22 protein-coding genes are annotated in these 18,368 nt (G+C 71.9%); 21 read left to right on the top strand and 1 reads right to left on the bottom strand.

The window, feature by feature from the left end; genetic code table 11:
• Window positions 1–44: 44 nt before the first annotated feature.
• The 10 genes from hisD to ACIQTP_RS18735 all read left to right on the top strand — a co-directional run bounded on the left by hisD (window position 45) and on the right by ACIQTP_RS18735 (window position 7,817).
• The gene (gene hisD, locus ACIQTP_RS18780) at window positions 45–1,367 is read left to right on the top strand and encodes a histidinol dehydrogenase (RefSeq protein ID WP_403401093.1); all 1,323 of its coding nucleotides are present in this window, start codon (window positions 45–47) and stop codon (window positions 1,365–1,367) included.
• Window positions 1,364–2,479 carry a histidinol-phosphate transaminase gene (locus ACIQTP_RS18775; protein ID WP_403401091.1) on the top strand — a complete coding sequence of 372 codons (1,116 nt, stop codon included), beginning with the start codon at window positions 1,364–1,366 and terminating at the stop codon, window positions 2,477–2,479. Before hisD ends, ACIQTP_RS18775 begins: the two co-directional genes overlap by 4 nt.
• Window positions 2,476–3,069: an imidazoleglycerol-phosphate dehydratase HisB gene (gene hisB / locus ACIQTP_RS18770; protein WP_054217455.1), complete on the top strand. Its 594-nt coding sequence runs from the start codon at window positions 2,476–2,478 to the stop codon at window positions 3,067–3,069. The genes ACIQTP_RS18775 and hisB overlap by 4 nt, the downstream gene beginning before the upstream one ends.
• Before the next feature lie 4 nt (window positions 3,070–3,073).
• Window positions 3,074–3,238 (top strand): hypothetical protein, encoded by a 165-nt coding sequence (locus ACIQTP_RS18765; RefSeq protein ID WP_054231464.1) that lies wholly within the window; start codon window positions 3,074–3,076, stop codon window positions 3,236–3,238.
• The gene (hisH, locus tag ACIQTP_RS18760) at window positions 3,229–3,876 is read left to right on the top strand and encodes an imidazole glycerol phosphate synthase subunit HisH (protein ID WP_403401089.1); all 648 of its coding nucleotides are present in this window, start codon (window positions 3,229–3,231) and stop codon (window positions 3,874–3,876) included. The genes ACIQTP_RS18765 and hisH overlap by 10 nt, the downstream gene beginning before the upstream one ends.
• A complete protein-coding gene (gene priA / locus ACIQTP_RS18755; RefSeq protein ID WP_403401087.1) occupies window positions 3,873–4,598 on the top strand; it encodes a bifunctional 1-(5-phosphoribosyl)-5-((5-phosphoribosylamino)methylideneamino)imidazole-4-carboxamide isomerase/phosphoribosylanthranilate isomerase PriA in 726 nt (241 codons plus the stop codon). The genes hisH and priA overlap by 4 nt, the downstream gene beginning before the upstream one ends.
• Window positions 4,595–5,008, top strand: a complete 414-nt coding sequence (locus ACIQTP_RS18750; RefSeq protein ID WP_402037444.1) for a RidA family protein — start codon at window positions 4,595–4,597, stop codon at window positions 5,006–5,008. The genes priA and ACIQTP_RS18750 overlap by 4 nt, the downstream gene beginning before the upstream one ends.
• Entirely contained in the window at window positions 5,005–5,760 is a 756-nt protein-coding gene (gene hisF, locus ACIQTP_RS18745; RefSeq protein WP_403401085.1) for an imidazole glycerol phosphate synthase subunit HisF, read from the top strand. The genes ACIQTP_RS18750 and hisF overlap by 4 nt, the downstream gene beginning before the upstream one ends.
• 129 nt (window positions 5,761–5,889) lie before the next feature.
• Window positions 5,890–6,477: an ArsR/SmtB family transcription factor gene (locus ACIQTP_RS18740; protein ID WP_403401083.1), complete on the top strand. Its 588-nt coding sequence runs from the start codon at window positions 5,890–5,892 to the stop codon at window positions 6,475–6,477.
• Window positions 6,478–6,572: 95 nt separating this feature from the next.
• Window positions 6,573–7,817: an MFS transporter gene (locus tag ACIQTP_RS18735; RefSeq protein WP_403401081.1), complete on the top strand. Its 1,245-nt coding sequence runs from the start codon at window positions 6,573–6,575 to the stop codon at window positions 7,815–7,817.
• Window positions 7,818–7,906: 89 nt separating this feature from the next.
• Here the strand turns inward: ACIQTP_RS18735 and ACIQTP_RS18730 are convergent, their stop codons facing one another.
• Entirely contained in the window at window positions 7,907–8,542 is a 636-nt protein-coding gene (locus ACIQTP_RS18730; RefSeq protein ID WP_403401079.1) for a TIGR03085 family metal-binding protein, read from the bottom strand.
• Between the two features lie 176 nt (window positions 8,543–8,718).
• Between ACIQTP_RS18730 and hisI the strand changes: the two genes are divergently transcribed.
• The 11 genes from hisI (at window position 8,719) to lgt (ending at window position 18,215) form a co-directional block, all read left to right on the top strand.
• Window positions 8,719–9,144: a phosphoribosyl-AMP cyclohydrolase gene (hisI, locus tag ACIQTP_RS18725; RefSeq protein WP_403401077.1), complete on the top strand. Its 426-nt coding sequence runs from the start codon at window positions 8,719–8,721 to the stop codon at window positions 9,142–9,144.
• A gap of 11 nt (window positions 9,145–9,155) precedes the next feature.
• Window positions 9,156–10,643 carry an anthranilate synthase component I gene (locus tag ACIQTP_RS18720; protein ID WP_402037456.1) on the top strand — a complete coding sequence of 496 codons (1,488 nt, stop codon included), beginning with the start codon at window positions 9,156–9,158 and terminating at the stop codon, window positions 10,641–10,643.
• Between the two features lie 96 nt (window positions 10,644–10,739).
• Window positions 10,740–11,393 carry a TIGR02234 family membrane protein gene (locus ACIQTP_RS18715; RefSeq protein ID WP_403401075.1) on the top strand — a complete coding sequence of 218 codons (654 nt, stop codon included), beginning with the start codon at window positions 10,740–10,742 and terminating at the stop codon, window positions 11,391–11,393.
• A 207-nt stretch (window positions 11,394–11,600) separates the two neighbouring features.
• Window positions 11,601–11,849 carry an HGxxPAAW family protein gene (locus tag ACIQTP_RS18710; RefSeq protein WP_402037460.1) on the top strand — a complete coding sequence of 83 codons (249 nt, stop codon included), beginning with the start codon at window positions 11,601–11,603 and terminating at the stop codon, window positions 11,847–11,849.
• 114 nt (window positions 11,850–11,963) lie between these two features.
• Window positions 11,964–12,416, top strand: a complete 453-nt coding sequence (locus tag ACIQTP_RS18705; protein WP_403401073.1) for a DUF2752 domain-containing protein — start codon at window positions 11,964–11,966, stop codon at window positions 12,414–12,416.
• Window positions 12,417–12,574: 158 nt separating this feature from the next.
• On the top strand, window positions 12,575–13,384 hold the full coding sequence (gene trpC / locus ACIQTP_RS18700; protein WP_402037464.1) for an indole-3-glycerol phosphate synthase TrpC: 810 nt from the start codon (window positions 12,575–12,577) through the stop codon (window positions 13,382–13,384).
• Between the two features lie 7 nt (window positions 13,385–13,391).
• On the top strand, window positions 13,392–13,670 hold the full coding sequence (gene trpM, locus ACIQTP_RS18695) for a tryptophan biosynthesis modulator TrpM (protein ID WP_403401071.1): 279 nt from the start codon (window positions 13,392–13,394) through the stop codon (window positions 13,668–13,670).
• Between the two features lie 246 nt (window positions 13,671–13,916).
• On the top strand, window positions 13,917–15,209 hold the full coding sequence (trpB, locus tag ACIQTP_RS18690) for a tryptophan synthase subunit beta (protein WP_403401069.1): 1,293 nt from the start codon (window positions 13,917–13,919) through the stop codon (window positions 15,207–15,209).
• Window positions 15,206–16,021 (top strand): tryptophan synthase subunit alpha, encoded by an 816-nt coding sequence (gene trpA / locus ACIQTP_RS18685; protein WP_403401067.1) that lies wholly within the window; start codon window positions 15,206–15,208, stop codon window positions 16,019–16,021. Before trpB ends, trpA begins: the two co-directional genes overlap by 4 nt.
• Window positions 16,022–16,138: 117 nt before the next feature.
• Complete coding sequence (locus ACIQTP_RS18680; protein WP_403401065.1) at window positions 16,139–16,915, top strand: DsbA family protein; 777 nt, start codon at window positions 16,139–16,141, stop codon at window positions 16,913–16,915.
• 190 nt (window positions 16,916–17,105) lie between these two features.
• The gene (lgt, locus tag ACIQTP_RS18675; RefSeq protein WP_403401063.1) at window positions 17,106–18,215 is read left to right on the top strand and encodes a prolipoprotein diacylglyceryl transferase; all 1,110 of its coding nucleotides are present in this window, start codon (window positions 17,106–17,108) and stop codon (window positions 18,213–18,215) included.
• Window positions 18,216–18,368: the final 153 nt, after the last annotated feature.

The following is an 18,368-nucleotide window of genomic DNA, read 5'->3' as shown; positions in this document are numbered from 1 at the left end:
TATCGCCGTCTGAGAGAATTGGGACCGTGCTGCAATCTCTTCGTATGGCCCGAATCGATCTGCGCGGCGACGCCCTCCCCGAGGGCTCCGCCCTGCGCGACCTGCTGCCCCGAGCCGACTTCGACGTGCAGGCCGCCCTGGAGAAGGTGCGTCCGATCTGCGAGGCCGTGCATCATCGGGGGGACGCGGCGCTGATCGACTACGCGGAGAAGTTCGACGGGGTGCGGCTGGAATCCGTACGGGTTCCGGCCCAGGCGCTCACCGGCGCCCTGGAACAGCTCGACCCGGCCGTGCGCGCGGCCCTGGAGGAGTCCATCCGCCGCGCCCGCCTGGTCCACCGCGAGCAGCGCCGCGCCGCGCACACCACGCAGGTCGTGCCGGGCGGCTCGGTCACCGAGAAGTGGGTACCGGTCGAGCGCGTCGGCCTGTACGCGCCCGGTGGACGGTCGGTCTACCCCTCGTCCGTGATCATGAACGCGGTTCCGGCGCAGGAGGCCGGAGTCGCCTCCATGGCGCTCGCCTCCCCGCCGCAGAAAGAGTTCGGGGGTCTCCCGCACCCCACGATCCTCGCCGCCTGCGCCCTCCTCGGCATCGACGAGGTGTACGCGGTCGGCGGTGCCCAGGCCGTCGCGATGTTCGCGCACGGAACCGAGTCCTGCGCGCCGGCCAACATGGTCACCGGCCCCGGCAACATCTGGGTCGCCGCCGCCAAGCGCTACTTCACGGGCAAGATCGGCATCGACACCGAGGCCGGTCCCACCGAGATCGCGATCCTCGCGGACGAGACCGCCGACCCGGTGCACGTGGCCTCCGACCTGATCAGCCAGGCCGAGCACGACCCGCTCGCCGCCGCCGTCCTCGTCACGGACTCCGTCGAGCTGGCGGAGGCGGTCGAGAAGGAGCTGGAGCCGCAGGTCGCGGCCACCAAGCACATCGAGGACCGGATCGTCCCCGCGCTGCGCGGCAGGCAGTCCGCGATCGTCCTCGTCGACGGCGTGGCGGAGGGCCTGCGGGTCGTCGACGCGTACGGCGCCGAGCACCTGGAGATCCAGACGGCGGACGCGGCCGCCGTCGCCGGCCGGGTGAAGAACGCGGGCGCGATCTTCGTCGGCGCCTGGGCGCCGGTGTCGCTGGGCGACTACTGCGCGGGCTCCAACCACGTGCTGCCCACCGGCGGCTGCGCCTGCCACTCCTCGGGGCTGAGCGTCCAGTCCTTCCTGCGCGGGATCCACATCGTGGACTACACGCGCGACGCCCTCGCCGAGGTGGCGCACCACGTGGTGACGCTCGCGGAGGCGGAGGACCTGCCGGCCCACGGGGCGGCGATCAAGGCTCGTTTCGGGTGGAAGGTTCCAGAGAGCAAGTGACCGGTATCGACGATCTTCCCGTACGGGACGAGCTGCGCGGCAAGTCCCCCTACGGCGCGCCCCAACTCGACGTGCCCGTACGGCTGAACACCAACGAGAACCCGTACCCGCTGCCCGAACCGCTCGTCGAGCGGATCGCCGAGCGGGTCCGCGAGGCCGCCCGCAACCTCAACCGCTACCCCGACCGCGACGCGGTGGAGCTCCGTACGGAGCTGGCCAAGTACCTGACGAGGACCGGCGGGCACCGGGTCGGCGTCGAGAACGTCTGGGCGGCCAACGGCTCGAACGAGGTCATCCAGCAGCTGCTGCAGACCTTCGGCGGTCCCGGCCGTACGGCGATCGGCTTCGAGCCCTCGTACTCGATGCACGCGCTCATCGCGCGCGGCACGGGCACGGCCTGGATCGCGGGCCCCCGCGACGAGGACTTCACGATCGACCTGGCGGCCGCCACGCGCGCCGTCGCCGAGAGCCGCCCGGACGTCGTCTTCATCACCACCCCCAACAACCCCACGGGCAACGCGGTACCGGGTGAGACGGTCCTCGCGCTGTACGAGGCGGCGCAGGCCGCCAAGCCGTCCATGGTCGTGGTCGACGAGGCGTACATCGAGTTCAGCCACGGCGACTCGCTGCTGCCGCTGATCGAAGGCCGGCCGAATCTCGTCGTGTCGCGGACGATGTCGAAGGCGTTCGGCGCGGCCGGACTGCGCCTGGGCTATCTCGCCGCGCACCCCGCGGTCGTCGACGCGGTCCAGCTCGTACGGCTGCCCTACCACCTGTCGGCCGTCGCGCAGGCCACCGCCCTGGCCGCCCTGGAGCACACCGACACGCTGCTCGGGTACGTCGAGCAGCTGAAGGCCGAGCGGGACCGCCTGGTCGCCGAACTGCGTGCGATCGGGTACGAGGTGACCGAGTCCGACGCGAACTTCGTCCAGTTCGGGCGATTCGACGGCGAGGGCGGTTCCCACGAGGCCTGGCAGAAGATCCTCGACCGGGGCGTCCTGGTCCGGGACAACGGCGTACCGGGATGGCTGCGGGTCTCCGCCGGCACCCCGGCCGAAAACGACGCGTTCCTGGACGCGGTCCGTGAGTTGAAGAAGGAGCAGAGCGCATGAGCCGCGTCGGAAGAGTGGAGCGGACGACCAAGGAGACGTCGGTCCTCGTCGAGATCGATCTCGACGGGTCCGGCAAGGTCGAGGTGTCGACGGGCGTCGGCTTCTACGACCACATGCTCGACCAGCTCGGCCGGCACGGTCTGTTCGACCTGACCGTGAAGACCGAGGGCGACCTGCACATCGACTCGCACCACACCATCGAGGACACCGCCCTCGCGCTCGGCGCCGCCTTCAAGCAGGCGCTCGGCGACAAGGTGGGCATCTACCGCTTCGGCAACTGCACGGTCCCGCTGGACGAGTCCCTCGCCCAGGTGACCGTCGACCTGTCGGGCCGCCCGTACCTCGTGCACACCGAGCCCGAGAACATGGCGCCGATGATCGGCGAGTACGACACGACGATGACCCGGCACATCCTGGAGTCCTTCGTCGCCCAGGCCCAGATCGCACTGCACGTGCACGTGCCCTACGGGCGCAACGCGCACCACATCGTGGAGTGCCAGTTCAAGGCGCTCGCCCGGGCGCTGCGATACGCCTCCGAGCGCGACCCGCGCGCCGCCGGCATCCTCCCCTCCACGAAGGGCGCGCTGTAAAGCCATGACAGGCCTCAACACCATCCTCATCGTCGTCGGACTCTTCCTCCTGGGCGGTGTCTACTCCTTCGTCAAGCAGAAGATGCCCGCGAGCCTCATCGTGCTGCTCTCCATCGGCGCCGCGATGTGTCTGATCGCGGGCGTCATGAGGCTGGAGGTGTGGAATTGACCGCTCCTAAGAAGGTCGTCGTTTTCGACTACGGCTTCGGGAACGTGCGTTCCGCCGAACGTGCCCTCGCGCGCGCGGGCGCCGAGGTCGAGATAACGCGTGACTTCGACAAGGCCATGAACGCGGACGGGCTGCTGGTGCCCGGCGTCGGTGCCTTCGCCGCCTGCATGAAAGGTCTCAAGGACGCCCGCGGCGACTGGATCATCGGCCGACGGCTGTCCGGCGGCCGCCCGGTGATGGGCATCTGCGTCGGTATGCAGATCCTCTTCGCGCGCGGCATCGAGCATGGCGTGGAGACCGAGGGTCTCGACGAGTGGCCCGGCACGGTCGGGCCGCTCCAGGCCGACATCGTGCCCCACATGGGCTGGAACACGGTCGAGGCCCCGGCCGGCTCCCAGCTCTTCACGGGGCTCGACGCCGAGGCGCGCTTCTACTTCGTGCACTCCTACGCCGTCCACGACTGGTCCCTGGAAGTCGGCAACCCGGCGCTGCGCGCACCCCTGGTGACCTGGTCGACGCACGGCGAGCCCTTCGTGGCGGCCGTCGAGAACGGCCCCCTGTGGGCCACGCAGTTCCACCCCGAGAAGTCCGGCGACGCCGGAGCCCAGCTCCTCACCAACTGGATCGGAACACTGTGAGCAAGCTCGAACTCCTCCCCGCCGTCGACGTCCGCGACGGCCAGGCCGTCCGGCTCGTGCACGGCGAGTCCGGGACGGAAACTTCTTACGGCTCCCCCCTTGAGGCCGCCCTCGCCTGGCAGAGCTCGGGCGCCGAGTGGCTGCACCTCGTCGACCTGGACGCCGCGTTCGGCACCGGCGACAACCGCAAGCTGATCGCCGAGGTCGCCGGCGCCATGGACATCAAGGTCGAGCTGTCCGGCGGCATCCGCGACGACGACACGCTCGCCGCGGCCCTCGCCACCGGCTGCACCCGGGTCAACCTCGGCACCGCCGCCCTGGAGACCCCCGACTGGGTCGCCAAGGTCATCGCCGAGCACGGCGACAAGATCGCGGTCGGTCTCGACGTACGCGGTACGACGCTGCGCGGCCGCGGCTGGACCCGCGACGGCGGCGACCTCTTCGAGACGCTGGAGCGCCTCAACGCCGAGGGCTGCGCGCGCTACGTCGTCACGGACATCGCCAAGGACGGCACGCTCCAGGGCCCGAACCTGGAGCTGCTGCGCGATGTGTGCGCCGCCACGGACCGCCCGGTCGTCGCGTCGGGCGGGGTCTCCTCCCTGGACGACCTGCGCGCCATCGCCGAACTCGTGCCGCTGGGCGTCGAGGGCTCCATCGTCGGCAAGGCCCTCTACGCCAAGGCGTTCACCCTGGAAGAGGCCCTGGAGGCGGTAGCCAAGTGAGCGACGTACGACGTGTCACGACCGGCGCACCCTGGGAGGACGCCTTCGGCTACTCCCGCGCGGTGGAGCTGCCGAACGGCTTGGTGCTGGTCTCCGGCTGCACGTCGATAGTGGACGGCGAGATCGCCGGGGGCGGCCCCTACGAGCAGGCGATCAACGCGTTCAACGTCGCGTTCGCGGCGCTGGAGCAGCTGGGTCTGGGCCGGGACGACGTGGTACGGACGCGTATGTACGTCACCCATGCCCGGGACGTGGACGACGTCGGGCGCGCTCACAAAGAGCTGTTCGACGCCGTCCGGCCCGCCGCATCCATGATCATCGTCTCCGGCTTCGTGGACCCCAGTCTGGTCGTCGAGGTCGAGGTGGAGGCGTTCCGCCCCAGCGGAGAACCGGGAGTGCCCGCAGCATGACCCTTGCCGTACGAGTCATCCCCTGCCTGGACGTGGACAACGGCCGGGTCGTCAAGGGCGTCAACTTCCAGAACCTGCGCGACGCGGGCGACCCCGTCGAGATGGCCAAGGTGTACGACGCCGAGGGCGCCGACGAGCTGACGTTCCTGGACATCACCGCGTCCTCGGGCAACCGCGAGACCACCTATGACGTGGTGCGCCGCACGGCGGAGCAGGTCTTCATCCCGCTCACCGTGGGCGGCGGCGTACGCACCGCCGAGGACGTCGACAAGCTGCTGCGGGCGGGCGCCGACAAGGTCGGGGTCAACACGGCCGCGATCGCCCGGCCCGAGCTCATCCGGGAGATCGCGGAGCGGTTCGGGCGGCAGGTGCTGGTGCTGTCGGTCGACGCCCGGCGCACTCCCGGGGGGACCTTCGAGGTCACCACCCACGGCGGGCGCAAGGGCACCGGCATCGACGCGGTCGAGTGGGCGCACCAGGCCGCCGAGCTGGGCGCCGGCGAGATCCTGCTCAACTCGATGGACGCGGACGGCACGAAGGACGGCTACGACATCGAGATGATCGAGGCCGTCCGGGGGCACGTCTGCGTGCCGCTCATCGCCAGCGGGGGCGCGGGCCGGCTCGCCGACTTCCCGCCCGCCATCGCCGCCGGCGCCGACGCGGTGCTCGCCGCGTCCGTCTTCCACTTCGGGGATCTGCGGATCGGCCAGGTGAAGGAGGCGCTGCGGGGGGCGGGGCACTCCGTTCGCTGACGCCGGCGGTGCGCGCGGTGCGCTGAGCCCCGGTCACTGGGTGGCCGGGGCTCACTTGTCGCCAGATGCAAAAGATAAGTTGCGCAAAATATGTTGTGCAACTTTTCTTTCGTATCTATGGTCGGGGGCATGGCAAGCAAGGAGAACCGCCGGATCACGGACATGGGCACGCTCAAGGCGCTGGCCCATCCGTTGCGGATGAAGCTCTACCGGGGGCTCATCGTGGCCAGGGTCGCCACCGCCTCCCAGCTGGCGGAGCAGGTGGACGAGGCCGTCTCACTGGTCAGCTACCACCTGCGCAAGCTGGCCGAGCACGGCGTGATCGAGGAGGCGCCGGCACAGAGCGCCGACGGTCGGGAGCGCTGGTGGCAGCCCGCCTCGGACGGGGTCAGCATCCGCGACGAGGATTTCCGCGGCGCGCCCGAGAAGGCCGCTGTGTACACCGCGGCCAGTCGGCTCTTCTCCGAGCAGCGCACCGACCTGTACCGCCGTTACCTCGACGAACGCGCTCACTGGACGCCCGAGTGGAACCGCGCCGCCGAGTCCTCCGAGTCCGCGATGCGGCTGACGGCCGGTGAGCTGTCCGAGCTGGTCGCGGACATGCATGCCCTGCTCAAGGCCTACACGGAGCGGGGCCGGGCCGCCGAGGAGGCCGGTGAAACCGAAGGCCGCGAGAACGTCGCGGTGCACACGTACGCCTTCCCGTTCCGCGTCTGAGTCGCGTCTGGTCCGCATCTGGTCCGGGTCTGATCCGGGTCTGATCCGGGTCTGGTCTGGTCCGCGTCTGAACCCGGTCTGAGAGGACACACCCCATGAGCGTCACCGCGGTGCGGTCGGACGCGGCCGACGAGCGGCCCGCCCACCGTGACTCCAACGTGCTGCGCTGGCTCGGCGCGTACACCTCGTCGGCGATCGGCGACAACGTCTACTACATCGCCGTGTCCTGGGCCGCAGTCCAGGCCGGGACGCCCGCGCAGGCCGGGCTCGTGTCGGCCGCCGGCGCCGTCCCCCGCGCCCTGCTGATGCTCGGTGGGGGAGTGGTCGCCGACCGGTTCGGGCCGCGTCGCGTGGTCGTCGGCAGCAGCGCGGTGCGCTGTGCCCTCGTCCTGACCGCCGCCGGGCTGCTCCTCGCGACGAGCCCCGGACTCTGGGCGCTGGGCGCGGTGGCCGTGGTCTTCGGGGTCGTGGACGCCGTCTTCCTGCCCGCCGCGGGCGCTCTCCCCGCCCTGCTCGCCCCCCGGAGCCAGCTCGCCCGGGTCCAGGGCATGCGGGGCCTGTCGACCCGGCTCGCCACCGTACTCGGCGGTCCGCTCGGCGGCCTGGGCGTGGCCCTCGGCGGTACCGCCGGAGCGTTCGGACTGGCCGCCCTGCTGATCGGGGTGTCCCTGCCGATGCTGCTGACCATACGGGTGGGGCAACGGCCCGGGGACGACGAGAAGGCGCGCGGAGCGGTCATGGCCGAACTCCGCGACGGGCTCCGGCGCATCCGCCGGCACCCGGTCCTCCGCCCGTTGGTGCTCGCCATCGCCCTCTCCGACCTGGGGTTCGTCGGACCGATGAACCTCGGCCTGACCCTGCTCTCGCAGCAGCGCGGGTGGGGGTCGTCGGGGATGGGCTGGGTGCTCGCCGGGTTCGGGACCGGCGCGGGTGCCGCGTCCCTGCTGCTCGCCCTGCGGGGGCGGGTACCCCGCGCCGGACTCGTGATGGCGGTGACGACCGTCGCGGGTTCGGTGGCCATCGGGGGGCTCGCGCAGGTGGCGTCCGCCGTCGCCGGGGCGTGTGTGGCCCTGCTCATCGGACTGCTGGCCGGGCTGGGCGGGGCCCTGAGCGGTGCGCTGGTGCAGGCACAGACCGAACCCGCCTACGCCGGTCGGGTCATCTCGGTCTCGACCCTGGTCAGCTTCGGCGTCGCGCCGCTCACCTTCCCGGTGGTCGGCTGGGCCGTCGACCGGTGGGACACCGGCCCGGTCTTCACGGCCTGCGCCGCGATCTGCGCCCTGAGCGGGATCATCGCCCTCTGCTCCCGCCCCCTGCGCCGCGCCGAGCTGCCGCGCTGAGCGGGCCGCCCGGGGCCTCGGCAGGTCCTGCGGTCCGGAGGGAGCCCCACCCGGTTGATCCGGAGCCCCACCCGGTTCAGTGAGCCCGCTCAGAGCCCCAGCTGCTTCGTCTCGCTCAGCTTCGCGATCGCGTCCTTGTCGCCCTCCAGCTCCACGTCGGCCGTCTTCTGCCGGCCCAGGGCGAACATCAGCAGCTCCGAGGGCTCGCCGGTCACCGTCACGACCGGTGTGCCCCGGTGAGCGACCGCCGTCTGACCGTCCGGGCGGCGCAGCACCAGGCCGGTCGGGGCGCCACGGCCGGCGAGGCGGGCGGTGCGCTCCAGGCGGGACCAGAGGGCGTCCTGGAAGACCGGGTCCAGCGGGCGCGGCGTCCAGTCCGGCTGGGCCCTCCGCACGTCCTCGGTGTGGACGTAGAACTCGACCGTGTTCGACGCCTCGTCGATCTGCTTCAGCGCGAAGGGCGAGAAGCGCGGCGGGCCCGTACGGATCAGCTGGATCAGCTCCTCGTACGGCTTCTCGGCGAACTCCGCCTGCACCCGCTCCAGACGCGGCGCGAGCTGTTTGATCAGCAGCCCGCCCGCGGCGTCCGCGCGGCGCTCGCGCACCACCACGTGCGCGGCGAGATCACGGGTGCTCCAGCCCTCGCACAGGGTCGGCGCGTCCGGGCCCTCGGTCTCCAACAGGTCGGCGAGGAGAAGTCGTTCACGCTTGGCATGGGTCGACATGCCAGCAAGCCTACGACCGCCACAGGAGTCCGCCCACCCGTCGACCGGCCACCCCGGCCCCAGAGGGGCTTCGCGCCGCCCCTGGCATCTCAGTGGACACCGGCAGGCGGGGGACGAGCGGTCCGGCCTGTGGACAACCGGCGGGTACGTCCCACGGGCGCGGCACAATGGTCGGCATGACCAGCACGCCCCCGCCCAGCAGCTCCAGCGGCCTGGATCCCGAGATCGCCGCGCGCCTCAAGCGCAGCGCCGACGGACTCGTCCCCGCCATCGCCCAGCAGTACGACACCGGTGAGGTGCTGATGCTCGGCTGGATGGACGACGAGGCGCTGCATCGCACGCTCACCACGGGCCGCTGCACGTACTGGTCGCGCAGCCGCCGGGAGTACTGGGTGAAGGGCGACACCTCCGGCCACTTCCAGTGGGTGAAGTCCGTGGCCCTCGACTGCGACGCCGACACACTCCTGGTCCAGGTCGACCAGGTGGGCGCCGCCTGCCACACGGGCGCCCGCACCTGCTTCGACGAGGACGTGCTCCTCAAGGAGGCGGCCTCCGCGGACACCCAGGGCGCCGATTCCGGCGTACCGACACTGGATCAGTAAGGTCAGCCGCCATGGACCTCGAGACGTTCCGCAAGCTGGCCACCGACCGCCGTGTCATCCCCGTCAGCCGCAAGCTCCTCGCCGACGGCGACACGCCGGTCGCGCTCTACCGCAAGCTGGCCGCCGAGCGCCCCGGCACCTTCCTCCTGGAATCCGCCGAGAACGGCCGCGCGTCCTTCTCGTGGTCCCGCTACTCCTTCATCGGCGTCCGCAGCCAAGCCACCCTGACCGAGCGCGACGGGCAGGCCCACTGGCTCGGCACCCCGCCCGTCGGGGTTCCCGTCGAGGGGGACCCGCTGGCCGCCCTGCGCGCCACCATCGAGGCCCTGCACACACCGCACGGAGAGGGCCTGCCCCCGTTCACCGGCGGCATGGTCGGCTATCTCGGCTACGACATCGTGCGCCGCCTGGAGAAGATCGGCCCCGGCGAGCGGGACGACCTGAAGCTCCCCGAGCTGACCATGCTGCTCACCAGCGACCTCGCCGTCATGGACCACTGGGACGGCTCGGTCCAGCTGATCGCCAACGCGATCAACCACAACGACCTCGACACGGGCGTCGACGAGGCCTACGCGGACGCGGTCGCCCGCCTCGACGCCATGGAGGCCGACCTCTCCCGCGCGGTCTCCCAGCCGCCCGCCGCGCTCCCGCCCTCCGAGCTGCCCGAGTACACCGCCCTGTGGGGCGGCCCGGACTTCCAGGACGCCGTCGAGGACGTCAAGGAGCGCATCCGGGCGGGCGAGGCCTTCCAGGTCGTCCCCTCCCAGCGCTTCGAAACGCCGTGCACGGCGAGCGCGTTGGACGTCTACCGCGTCCTGAGGGCGACCAATCCCTCCCCGTACATGTACCTCTTCCGCTTCGACGGCTTCGACGTCGTCGGCTCGTCTCCCGAGGCCCTGGTCAAGGTCGAGGACGGGCAGGCGATGGTGCACCCCATCGCGGGCACCCGGCCGCGCGGCGCCACCGTCCAGGAGGACCAGGCCCTCGCCGACGAGCTGATCGCCGACCCCAAGGAGCGCGCCGAGCACCTGATGCTCGTCGACCTGGGGCGCAACGACCTGGGGCGGGTCTGCGAGCCCGGCTCCGTCGAGGTCGTCGACTTCATGTCCATCGAGCGCTACTCGCACGTGATGCACATCGTGTCCACCGTGACCGGACGCGTCGCGGCGGGCCGTACGGCCTTCGACGTCCTCACCGCCTGCTTCCCGGCCGGCACCCTCTCCGGCGCCCCCAAGCCGCGCGCGATGCAGATCATCGACGAACTCGAACCGTCCCGGCGGGGACTGTACGGCGGCTGCGTCGGCTACCTCGACTTCGCCGGCGACTCCGACACCGCCATCGCCATCCGTACGGCTCTGCTGCGCGACGGCACCGCGTACGTCCAGGCGGGCGCCGGCATCGTCGCCGACTCGGACCCCGTCGCCGAGGACGACGAGTGCCGCAACAAGGCCGCCGCGGTCCTGCGCGCAGTGCACACCGCCAACCGGCTCGGCCGGTAGGAGGCGACGGAAACCGGGGCCTGCCGTACGAGTTCGGGCAATAGGACGAGGCTCACGTGAACCCCGGGTGACGGTTCGCCCGGGGTTCGGGCGATAGTGGAGTACGTGACAGCCGTACCTCCCCCCCGATCCGAAGCCGCAGGACCCGCCCGGTCCGGCCGCCGTAGCCTCGCCGTCGCCCTGCTCAGCGGCGCCCTCGGCGCGGCCGTGGCGCTGCTCTCCACCCGGCAGAGCTGGTCGGAGGGCACCGCGACGGTGGCCGGCGGCGCCTTCCCGCTGACCGCCAAGGGCAGCGACGTCACGGGCGTGCCCGCGGCGCTCGCCATAGTGGGCCTCGCCGCACTCGTCGCCGTCTTCGCCGTCCGCAGCTCCGGGCGCTTCCTCGTCTCCGCCCTGCTCGCGCTCTCCGGCGCGGGCACGGTCGTGGCCGCGGTGCTCGGCGCGAGCGACAGCTCCGCCCTCGACGAGAAGGCCGCGGCCGCCTCCGGCGACACCGCCGCCACCGCGAGCGCCCTCAGCCACACCGCCTGGCCCTACGCGGCCGCGGCGGGCGGCGCGCTCATCCTCCTCGCGGGGCTGCTCGCGCTGCGCTACGGACGGCAGTGGCCCGCGATGTCCGGCCGCTACGAGCGCGACGGGACGCCCCGGCCGCGCAAGGCCAAGCCGGTCGACCCCGACCGGCCCGAGGACATCTGGAAGGCGCTCGACCGGGGCGAGGACCCGACGGGGCCGGATCCGGCCGGGACCTGACCCCGCGGCCCAGGACGTGATCCAAACGGCAGGTCCTGGGACCGGAACCGGTCGGACCGGCCGGGCTCTGCGGCCCGGGACGTCGGTCGTGACGTGCAGAATGTGACGTGCCAGTCGCCACCCCGCGCTCCCGCCGCAGGCATGCGTACGGGAGAATGGACGATGAGCGTCCGACTCACACACGTAATCAGCAACGAGGAGCAAGTCATGGCGGGCAGCAGCCACGGTCACACCCCGGCCGCCTGGACCGGTGTCATCATCGCCTTCATCGGTTTCTGCGTGGCGGGTGCCTTCATGGTGATGGCCAACCCGCTGGGCTTCTGGGCCGGCATGGTCATCGTCGTCCTCGGCGGTGTCGTCGGCATGGCCATGCGCGCGGCGGGTCTCGGCCAGCCGAAGAAGACCGCGCACCCGGTCGCGCACCCGGTCCGCGAGGCCGTCGGCGCCGAGAGCTGACCCCGTAGGGCTTCTCGAGAGGCGGTCCCGGCACTCCCGCCGGGACCGCCTCTCGCGCGTCCGCCCCGGGCGCGCCACGCCCGCGACGAGCGCGCCACGCCCGGGACGGGCAGAATGCCACGGGTGAACGCCGAAACCCGCAGGGCGACGCGGCCCCGCCCCGCCGAGTGGGTCGTGCCGCGGAGACTCGTCGTCCCCGCGGGGGTGCTCGCGGCCGTCGTCGGCGCCTTCGCGTACGTCGGGGCCGTGGACCCCAACCAGCCCGGGCACTACCCCGTCTGCCCGCTGCTGCGCTACACGGGCGTGTACTGCCCCGGCTGCGGCGGTCTGCGCAGCGCGCACGCCTTCGTGCACGGGGACTTCGCGACAGCGCTCACGGACAACGCGCTCGCCGGCACGGGCTACTTCGTCTTCGCGGTGGTGTGGACCGTCTGGGCGGTCCGCTCGGCGCGCGGACGGCCGTTGCGGATCGACCTGGGGCCCGTGCACCTGTGGAGCGCGGGCGTGTTGCTCCTGGTCTTCACCGTTGTCCGGAACCTGCCCTTCGGTGGCTGGCTGCATCCTTGATCAAATGACAAATGTCCAGGTAGTGGGACCGGCGTCAACCGGATGTGATGCCCAGCCCTTCCTCCGGATACCATCGGAGTGACCCATCATGACCGTCGGGACGGCGGTCTGGGGTCGACAGGCTCAACCGTTCACCGTCAGGGAAGGGGGCCGCTCGCGTGAGTGTGCTCGACGAGATCATCGACGGAGTCCGTGCCGACCTCGCGGAGCGGCAGGCGCGCGTCAGCCTCGACGAGCTCAAGGAGCGCGCGGCGAAGGCTCGCCCGGCCAAGGACGGCGTGGCCGCCCTGCGTGGCGACGGCGTCAAGGTCATCTGTGAGGTCAAGCGCTCCAGCCCGTCCAAGGGCGCGCTCGCCGCGATCGCCGACCCCGCGGCCCTGGCCGCGGACTACGAGGCGGGCGGCGCGGCCGTCATCTCGGTCCTGACCGAGCAGCGCCGCTTCGGCGGCTCGCTGGCCGACCTGGAGGCCGTCCGCGCCCGGGTCGACATCCCCGTGCTCCGCAAGGACTTCATCGTCACGTCGTACCAGCTGTGGGAGGCCCGCGCGTACGGCGCCGACCTCGCGCTGCTGATCGTGGCCGCCCTCGACCAGGCCGCCCTGGAGTCCCTCATCGAGCGCGCCGAGTCCATCGGGCTCACGCCGATCGTCGAGGTGCACGACGAGGACGAGGTCGAGCGGGCGGTGGACGCCGGCGCGAAGGTCATCGGTGTCAACGCACGCAACCTCAAGACCCTCAAGGTGGACCGCACCACCTTCGAGCGGGTCGCTCCCGAGATCCCGTCCGGCCTCGTCAAGGTCGCCGAGTCCGGCGTCCGCGGGCCGCACGACCTCATCGCGTACGCCAACGCCGGCGCCGACGCGGTCCTGGTGGGCGAGTCCCTCGTCACCGGCCGCGACCCGAAGACGGCGGTCGCCGACCTCGTCGCGGCCGGGGCCCACCCCGCGCTGCGCCACGGACGGAGCTGACACCCCGGTGCACAGCGCGCCCCACGCCACCGCCGTCACCCGTCCGGGCCCACGCCCCGACGGGGGAGTGGCGTGCGTGCGGGCGGCTGCCGCCGGGGCGCGCGATCCCTACGCCCGGCTCGCCCGCGGCTGTCGGCCCCGCGGCTGCCGGGCACCGGCCCGCCGCGTCCACGGGCGCCGTGTGCGGTACGTCATCGGTGATGAACCGGGCCAGGTCAACGGCATGCGATGGCCCGCCGGCGCACGCATACAGGCGCCGCTCCGGGCCCGCCGCACCCCGCGGTGAGCTGACGGCCCCGACTCCCTCCTGCCACGTCGTGGCGGCCGCTCGCCGTCGCGACGGGAGCCCGGCTCGGCCGCGGGCTTCCCGGCCGCCGCTTTTCGCTGCCTCGGCTCGTTCCCGGGCTTCGTCTCCGGCTGCGGGAGGGTGGGCGGGAAGCGGACGGTGTCGTCCGGGCGACCTGTGCGTGCGCGACTGACGTGACCCCTGTCCGACCTGTAACCGGGGCTGTCGCCCCTGCGAGGTATCCGCATGCCCAGCGAGTTCTTCATTCCCGACCCCGAGGGTCAAGTTCCCACCGCCGAGGGGTACTTCGGCGCGTTCGGCGGCAAGTTCATCCCGGAGGCGCTGGTCGCCGCCGTGGACGAGGTCGCCGTCGAGTACGACAAGGCGAAGGCGGACCCCGAGTTCGCCCGCGAGCTCGACGACCTGCTCGTCAACTACACCGGGCGCCCGAGCTCGCTCACGGAGGTGTCCCGGTTCGCCGAACACGCCGGTGGCGCGCGCGTCTTCCTCAAGCGTGAGGACCTCAACCACACCGGGTCCCACAAGATCAACAACGTGCTCGGCCAGGCCCTCCTCACCAAGCGGATGGGCAAGACCCGCGTCATCGCCGAGACCGGCGCCGGTCAGCACGGCGTGGCCACCGCCACCGCCTGCGCGCTCTTCGGCCTCGAGTGCACGATCTACATGGGTGAGATCGACACCCAGCGGCAGGCACTCAACGTGGCCCGCATGCGCATGCTCGGCGCCGAGGTCATCGCCGTGAAGTCGGGCTCCCGCACCCTCAAGGACGCCATCAACGAGGCCTTCCGGGACTGGGTCGCCAACGTCGACCACACCCACTACCTCTTCGGGACCGTCGCGGGGCCGCACCCCTTCCCCGCCATGGTCCGCGACTTCCACCGTGTCATCGGCGTCGAGGCCCGGCGGCAGATCCTGGAGCGCGCCGGACGGCTCCCCGACGCGGCCATCGCCTGCGTCGGCGGCGGGTCCAACGCCATCGGCCTCTTCCACGCCTTCATCCCGGACGCGGAGGTACGCCTCATCGGCTGCGAGCCCGCCGGGCACGGCGTGGAGACCGGGGAGCACGCCGCGACCCTGACCGCCGGTGAACCCGGCATCCTGCACGGGTCGCGGTCGTACGTCCTCCAGGACGAGGAAGGGCAGATCACCGAGCCCTACTCCATCTCGGCGGGCCTCGACTACCCGGGCATCGGACCCGAGCACTCCTACCTCAAGGACAGCGGCCGCGGCGAGTACCGCGCGGTCACCGACGACGCGGCCATGCAGGCCCTGCGCCTGCTCTCCCGCACCGAGGGCATCATCCCGGCGATCGAGAGCGCCCACGCGCTCGCCGGGGCCCTGGAGGTCGGCAAGGAGCTGGGCAAGGACGGGCTGATCCTCGTCAACCTGTCCGGGCGCGGCGACAAGGACATGGACACGGCCGCCCGCTACTTCGGCCTGTACGACACCGCCGCCGACGCCGTCGTCGAGCCGGACGCCGGCAGTGACACCGCCGAGATCGAGGGGGACGCCAAGTGAGCGGCAACATCCAGCTGTTGAGCGACACCCTCGCCGCCGCGAAGGCGGAGGGGCGCTCCGCGCTCATCGCGTACCTGCCGGCCGGGTTCCCGACGGTCGACGGCGGGATCGCGGCCGTCAAGGCCGTCTTCGAGGGCGGCGCGGACATCGTCGAGATCGGTCTGCCGCACAGCGACCCCGTCCTCGACGGTCCCGTCATCCAGACCGCCGACGACATCGCCCTCAAGGGCGGCGTCAAGATCGCCGACGTCATGCGCACGGTCCGCGAGGCGCACGGGGCCACCGGGAAGCCGGTGCTCGTCATGACGTACTGGAACCCCATCGACCGCTACGGCGTCGAGCGCTTCACCGCCGAACTGGCGGAGGCGGGCGGCGCGGGCTGCATCCTGCCCGACCTGCCCGTCCAGGAGTCGGCGCTGTGGCGCGAGCACGCGGAGAAGCACGGCCTCGCGACCGTCTTCGTCGTCGCGCCCAGCAGCAAGGACGCCCGGCTCGCCGAGATCACCGCGGCGGGCAGCGGCTTCGTGTACGCGGCCTCGCTGATGGGGGTCACGGGCACGCGGGAGTCCGTGGGGGTCCAGGCCCAGGACCTGGTGCGGCGCACCAAGGCCACCACCGAGCTGCCGGTCTGCGTCGGCCTCGGTGTCTCCAACGCCACCCAGGCCGCCGAGGTGGCCGGCTTCGCCGACGGCGTGATCGTCGGCTCGGCCTTCGTCAAGCGCATGCTGGACGCGGCGGACGAGGCCGCGGGTCTCGAGGCGGTCCGCGCCCTCGCGGGCGATCTGGCGAAGGGCGTGCGCGGCACCGCCTGAGACACCTTCCGGCGCGTACGCGTTCTGTTGCGTACGCAACGGACAATCCGCTCACTCGAACGGGTGGACCTGGGACCGGGGAGGCGCGCTGCGCCTCCCCGGTTCGTTCTGCCGGTTGTGAGCGAGAAGAACCGTGACGGAAAGCGCACCGCCCGCGAGCGGATGGCGGTCGAGCGAGAGAAGCAGAAGGCCTCGGACAGGCGCCGCCGGGCGCTGATCGTGGGCGCGTCGGTGGTGTGCGTCCTGGCCCTTGCCGGGGTGGTGGGCGTCCTGGCCGCCAACTCGGGCAAGGACAAGAAGAACGCCGCCTCGGGCCCGGCCGTGTCGCCCTCGGGCGCGACCGGCAAGGACGGCCTCGCGATCCCCGTCGGCAAGGACGGCGCCAAGTCGACCCTCACGGTCTGGGAGGACTTCCGCTGCCCAGCCTGCCAGGCCTTCGAGACGGTGTACCGCCCGACGATCCACGAGCTGGTGGACGCCGGAAAGCTCAAGGTCGAGTACCACCTGGTCACGCTCATCGACGACGGCAGGGGAGGCAGCGGCTCCCGGCACGCGGCCAACGCCGCGGCCTGTGCCCAGGACGCCGGAAAGTTCACGGCGTACCACGACGTGCTGTACGAGAACCAGCCCAGCGAAACCACCGACGACTTCTCGAACGACAGCAAGCTCATCGAGCTGGCGGGCAAGGTCGACGGCCTGGACACCCCCGCCTTCCGGAAGTGCGTCAAGGACGGCACGCACAACAGCTGGGTCGTGAAGTCGAACGCGGCCTTCCAGAGCGGCGGATTCCGCGGCACGCCGACCGTGCTGCTGGGCGGCAAGAACATCTACGAGGACCGGACGATGACCCCCGCGAAGCTCAAGCAGATGGTGGAGGCGGCGAACAAGGCCTGAGTCCCGCGCCGGCCCTGTGCCCCCGGCTCGGACACGGGCCGGGGGCGGCTCATGTCGTGGCTCACGTCCTGACCCGAGTCGTGGCCTCTGTCACGGTCTTTGGCAGGGCCTCTGGCAGGGCCCCTGTTATGGACCCGTAGCCGGGCTGCTTGCCGTGGGTCCGGTCCGGCAGGGTAGCGTCGACCCTGCCATGGAACTTGCCTACATTCCCAGCCCGTCGCACGGTGTGGTGCACCTCGGCCCCATTCCGCTGCGCGGCTACGCGTTCTGCATCATCATCGGCGTCTTCGTAGCCGTCTGGCTCGGCAACAAACGCTGGATCGCCCGGGGCGGGCGCCCCGGCACGGTGGCCGACATCGCCGTGTGGGCCGTCCCGTTCGGCCTCGTCGGCGGCCGGCTCTACCACGTGATCACGGACTACGAGCTGTACTTCAGCGACGGCCGCGACTGGGTGGACGCCTTCAAGGTGTGGCAGGGCGGCCTCGGCATCTGGGGCGCGATCGCGCTCGGTGCGGTGGGCGCGTGGATCGGCTGCCGCCGACGCGGCATCCCGCTCCCCGCCTGGGCCGACGCCCTCGCCCCCGGCATCGTCTTCGCCCAGGCCATCGGGCGCTGGGGCAACTGGTTCAACCAGGAGCTGTACGGCAAGGCGACGGACGTGCCGTGGGCGCTGCACATCACGTCCTCCACGGACGGGCGCGTGCCGGGGTACTACCACCCGACGTTCCTGTACGAGTCGCTGTGGTGCGTCGGTGTCGGCTTCCTCGTCATCTGGGCGGACCGCCGCTTCAAGCTGGGCCACGGGCGGGCGTTCGCGCTGTACGTCGCCGCGTACTGCGTCGGCCGCGGCTGGATCGAGTACATGCGTGTCGACGACGCCCACCACATCCTGGGCCTGCGTCTCAACGACTGGACCGCGATGGTGGTCTTCCTCCTCGCGGTGACCTACATCGTCGTGTCGGCGCGGCTGCGGCCGGGACGCGAGGAGGTCGTCGAGCCGGACGGGGACACCCCCGACGGAGATGCCGTGGCCCTCGACAAGAAGGCCGACGACAGGGCTGACGACAAGGCCGACAACAAGGCTGATGACAAGGCCGACGAGACGACCGACAAGAAGTCCGACGGCAAGAAGCCCGACGCGAAGACGGACACCGAGGCCGACGCGAAGACGGGCACCGAGTCCGACGAACCCGCGCAGTCCAAGGAGCCCGTGGAGCCCGCGCAGGCCAAGGAGCCCGCGGAATCCGGGGAGTCCGTGGAGGCGGCGAGGGGCGAGGCCGAGTCGGCCAAGAAGGTCTGAGTTCCTCCGGTATGTCGAAGGGGGGTGGGGGGGGGGGGGGGGGCGCCCCCCCCCCCCCCCCCAAGCCCCCGGGGGGGGGGCCCCCCGGGGGGGGGGGCCCCCCCCCCCCCCCCGCCCCCCCCCCCCCGGCGGGGGGGGGGCGGGGGGGCCCCG

Source organism: Streptomyces sp. NPDC090798 (assembly GCF_044768965.1).
Lineage (GTDB): Bacteria > Actinomycetota > Actinomycetes > Streptomycetales > Streptomycetaceae > Streptomyces.
This window is presented reverse-complemented; position numbering and strand designations above follow the sequence as displayed.